1 protein-coding gene is annotated in these 507 nt (G+C 46.2%); it reads left to right on the top strand.

Annotated features, from left to right (window positions below; translation table 11 throughout):
* Positions 1-28 precede the first annotated feature (28 nt).
* Positions 29-507 (top strand): BspA family leucine-rich repeat surface protein (locus tag RH40_RS03690; protein ID WP_009599995.1); only part of this gene is annotated, 479 nt, incomplete at its 3' end.

The following is a 507-nucleotide window of genomic DNA, read 5'->3' as shown; positions in this document are numbered from 1 at the left end:
TAACTGGGATACCTCCAAGGTAAGGTCTATGGGTTGGATGTTTTCAGGTGCCACCAGTTTTAACCAGCCCATCGGTGACTGGGATACCTCCAAGGTAAAGCGTATGAAATGGATGTTTAACGGTGCCAAAGCCTTTAACCAACCCATCGGTGACTGGGTGACCTCCAGCGTAGAAACTATGTCTTCGATGTTTGAAGGAGCCTCCGCCTTTAACCAAAACATTGACAACTGGGATGTGTGGTTTGTCAAAGATATGAGTTGGATGTTTTCTCGTGCCTCGTCGTTCAATCAACCCATCACAGGTTGGGCTGCACCCATGGTGACTGATATGTCATATATGTTTTACGATGCTACGAGCTTTAACCAAGATATCAGTACTTGGATGGTGGAAGACTTAGAGTCTGTAGAAAGTATGTTCCGCGGAGCCTCTGCTTTTGACCAGGATTTGAGCGATTTGGCTATTGTCGATAGGGTCACAAACTATAGAAACTTTGCAACAGGCAGCCC

This window comes from Vibrio caribbeanicus ATCC BAA-2122 (genome assembly GCF_000165125.1).
Lineage (GTDB): Bacteria > Pseudomonadota > Gammaproteobacteria > Enterobacterales > Vibrionaceae > Vibrio > Vibrio caribbeanicus.
The sequence above is the reverse complement of the archived record's forward strand: the minus strand, read 5'-3'. Positions and strand labels throughout refer to the sequence as shown.